Here is a 2821-nt window from a genome sequence, read left to right on the forward strand (position 1 = left end):
TGGCCCGTGAGGCTTGACCATATAACACCCAAGTGGTCTGTGATCGACAACAGACGACGGCGGATACGCGAGAGACATATCTCGTCAGCATGATTCGCATTGCCTTTTTCGCCTGACGACCATAGCGTGCGGGAACCACCTGATCCCATGCCGAACTCAGCAGTGAAACCGCTCAGCGCCGATGGTAGTGTGGGAGTTCCCATGCGAGAGTAGGTCATCGTCAGGCACTTATACCGAGAAAACCCCGAGCCCATAAGGCTCGGGGTTTTTTCATGTCCGAACGTTTAATGTGATCTCCTCCAAAAAACGTCCCGTCCTCTTCAAGAGGGCGGGGCGTTTTTGGTTTGGCTGACACGGTGGATCAGTCCGTGACTTCGTATAGCTCGATCGGAGTGCCGTCGGGATCGGCCAGGAAGGTGAAACGCGCGCCGGTGAACTCGTCGACGCGGATCGGCTCGGGCGCCGCGCCGCGTGCCCCGAGCAGAGCGACACAGGCATCGAGATCGGGCGTGGCGAGCGCCAGGTGGCGCAGCCCGCAGGCCTCGGGGTAGCTAGGACGCGGCGGCGGCGAGGGGAAGGAGAACAGCTCGAGCTGAATGCCGCCCGGCAGGCGCAGGTCGAGCTTGTGGCTGTCGCGTTCCTCGCGATAGGACTCGTTGAGGATTTCGGCGTCCATCACCTCGAGGTAGAAACGTCTGGCGCGTGGGTAGTCGGCGGTGATCAGCGCCACGTGGTGTACGCGGCTCAGGGGCAGTCGTGAGTCGGCCATGGGGGCCTCGGTATCGGTCGGGAGAGTATTTGTCCGGCGGGGCGGGCGAGGGGCGTCGAGCGACGCCCCTGACGTTCAAGGTCGGCTCAGCGGCAGAGTTCTTCCAGCACCTCGACAAGGCTGTCCATCTCGTCCTCGGTACCGATGGAGATGCGCAGCCAGCCGTCCAGCGCCTCGGTGTTGAAGTGACGCACCAGCACGCCGCGCTCGCGCAGGCCGACGAACAGCTGGGCGGCATCCTGCTCGGGGTGGTGCACCAGCAGGAAGTTGCTCTGCGACGGCAGCACCTGGAAGCCGAGGCTCTCGAGGCGCGTGCGCGTGCGCTCGCGGGTGGTGATTACCGCCTCGCGGCAGGCGTCGAAGTGCTCGCGGTCCTCCAGCGCGGCGACGCCGATGGCGCTCGCCAGGCTGTCGATCGGGTAGGAGTTGAAGGAGTCCTTGACCCGCTCCAGCCCTTCGATCAGCTCCCGCGAGCCCACCGCGTAGCCGAGCCGCAGGCCGGCCAGACTGCGCGACTTGGAGAAGGTGCCGGTGACCAGCAGGTTGGGGAAGCGCTCGATCAGCGGGATGGCGCTCTCGCCGCCGAAGTCCACGTAGGCCTCGTCGACCAGCACCACCGACTCGGTGAGGCGCTCGAGCAGCGCGGCGATCGCCTCGCGGCCGTGGCCGTGGCCGGTCGGCGCGTTGGGATTGGCGAAGATGGCGCCGCCGGCGTCCGGCGAGAAGGCCCCGAGGTCGACGCGCCAGTCGGCGTCCAGCGGCAGGGTGCGGCGCTCCACGTCGTAGAGCCGGCAGTACACCGGATAGAAGCTGTAGGTGATGGCCGGCATCTCGAGCGGGCGGCCGTTGGCGAAGAAGGCCTGGAAGGCCAGGGCCAGCACCTCGTCGGAGCCGTTGCCGACGAACACCTGCTCGACCTCGACGCCGAACTCCCGGGCCAGCGCCTCGCGCAGGCCATGCGACTCGGGATCGGGATAGCGGCGCAGATGGTCGGCCGGAAACTCCCGCAGCACCGCCTCGACGCCCGGCGCCGGCGGATAGGGGTTCTCGTTGGTGTTCAGCTTGATCAGGCGCTCGCGCGGCTGCTCGCCGGGAACGTAGGGCGTCAGCTCGCGGACCTTGGGGCTCCAGAACTTGCTCATCGTCACTTCTCGGATCGTGGGGCAATCCGTTCATGGTCGCCCGGGGGCGACGCCCGCGCAAGCCGGCCCGCGGATGATCGCCGGACGAGGGGCAAGCCGGTGCTGTTCGGGCTGTGCGCTGTTCCCACGAGAGGTTATGCTGTGGGGCAGGCTGCCGTGAAGGCGGCGTCATGCCCATTGGTTAGGAGGACGAATATGCAAATCAGGACGTTGCTGGCCGGTTCCGCGATGCTTGCCCTGCTGGCAGGCTGTGCGGGTGGCCCTGGCGGGCAGGGCACCGAGCCCGGAATGGAAGCGACCCAGAGCACCTACCAGGGCACGCTGCCCTGCCGTAACTGCGAAGGGATCGATCTGAACGTGACCATGATGGGCGATGCCCAGAGCCCTGCCGCGGATCGCACCTTCGACCTGCAGGCCTCCTACCGCGGCCACCCGCAGAATCCGCCGGACGAGAACTACGAAGGTCGCTGGCAGCTGCTCGACGGCACCGCGGACAATCCCGATGCCACCGTCTACGAGCTGACGCCCCAGGGCGAGGGCCAGACCTATTTCTTCCTGCGCCTCGACCCGCAGACCCTGGAACTGATCGACCCCCAGCGTCGCCGTTTCCAGAACAACGAGATGCTGCGCCTGAAGCGCCTGTAAGGCAGCGGAACGCGTAGCAGTGAGGGGCGGCCGACGGGCCGCCCCTCGTCGTTGGGCCTTCGGGCCTGTCATTCCAGAGAAACCGTCGTCGGACATTCCATGGCCAAAGCGAAAAGCGCCTTCGTGTGCACCGAATGCGGTGCCGAGTACAGCAAGTGGCAGGGGCAGTGCACCAGCTGCCGCGAGTGGAACACCCTGAGCGAGATCCGGCTGTCGGCCGCCCGTCCCGGTGCGGGCAATGGCGGCGGGGGCGGCTCCGCGGGGC

The 2821-nt window shown here is 66.8% G+C and carries 3 protein-coding genes, 1 rRNA gene and 1 pseudogene; 3 read left to right on the forward strand and 2 right to left on the reverse strand.

The features are described from left to right. The first annotated feature begins 111 nt into the window (after nucleotides 1-111). Nucleotides 112-226 (forward strand): 5S ribosomal RNA (rrf, locus tag C9J49_RS16130). Nucleotides 227-361: 135 nt separating this feature from the next. Here rrf and C9J49_RS16135 read toward each other — a convergent pair. Both C9J49_RS16135 and hisC read right to left on the reverse strand, forming a co-directional pair. Then, a complete protein-coding gene (locus tag C9J49_RS16135) occupies nucleotides 362-769 on the reverse strand; it encodes a VOC family protein (RefSeq protein WP_107182478.1) in 408 nt (135 codons plus the stop codon). 86 nt (nucleotides 770-855) lie between these two features. Next, complete coding sequence (hisC, locus tag C9J49_RS16140) at nucleotides 856-1911, reverse strand: histidinol-phosphate transaminase (protein WP_107182479.1); 1056 nt, start codon at nucleotides 1909-1911, stop codon at nucleotides 856-858. A 195-nt stretch (nucleotides 1912-2106) separates the two neighbouring features. Between hisC and C9J49_RS16145 the strand changes: the two genes are divergently transcribed. Further along, nucleotides 2107-2556 carry a copper resistance protein NlpE N-terminal domain-containing protein gene (locus C9J49_RS16145; RefSeq protein WP_035594702.1) on the forward strand — a complete coding sequence of 150 codons (450 nt, stop codon included), beginning with the start codon at nucleotides 2107-2109 and terminating at the stop codon, nucleotides 2554-2556. A 99-nt stretch (nucleotides 2557-2655) separates the two neighbouring features. Beyond that, nucleotides 2656-2821 (forward strand): annotated as a pseudogene (locus C9J49_RS16150) (DNA repair protein RadA); the annotation flags it as partial.

Source organism: Halomonas sp. SL1, assembly GCF_003030865.2.
GTDB lineage: Bacteria > Pseudomonadota > Gammaproteobacteria > Pseudomonadales > Halomonadaceae > Halomonas > Halomonas halophila.

Bases quoted from the DNA above. Each gene is read 5' to 3' on its own strand.
- C9J49_RS16135 (WP_107182478.1), bottom strand. From the start codon at position 769: ATGGCCGACTCACGACTGCCCCTGAGCCGCGTACACCACGTGGCGCTG.
- hisC (WP_107182479.1), bottom strand. From the start codon at position 1,911: ATGAGCAAGTTCTGGAGCCCCAAGGTCCGCGAGCTGACGCCCTACGTT.
- C9J49_RS16145 (WP_035594702.1), top strand. From the start codon at position 2,107: ATGCAAATCAGGACGTTGCTGGCCGGTTCCGCGATGCTTGCCCTGCTG.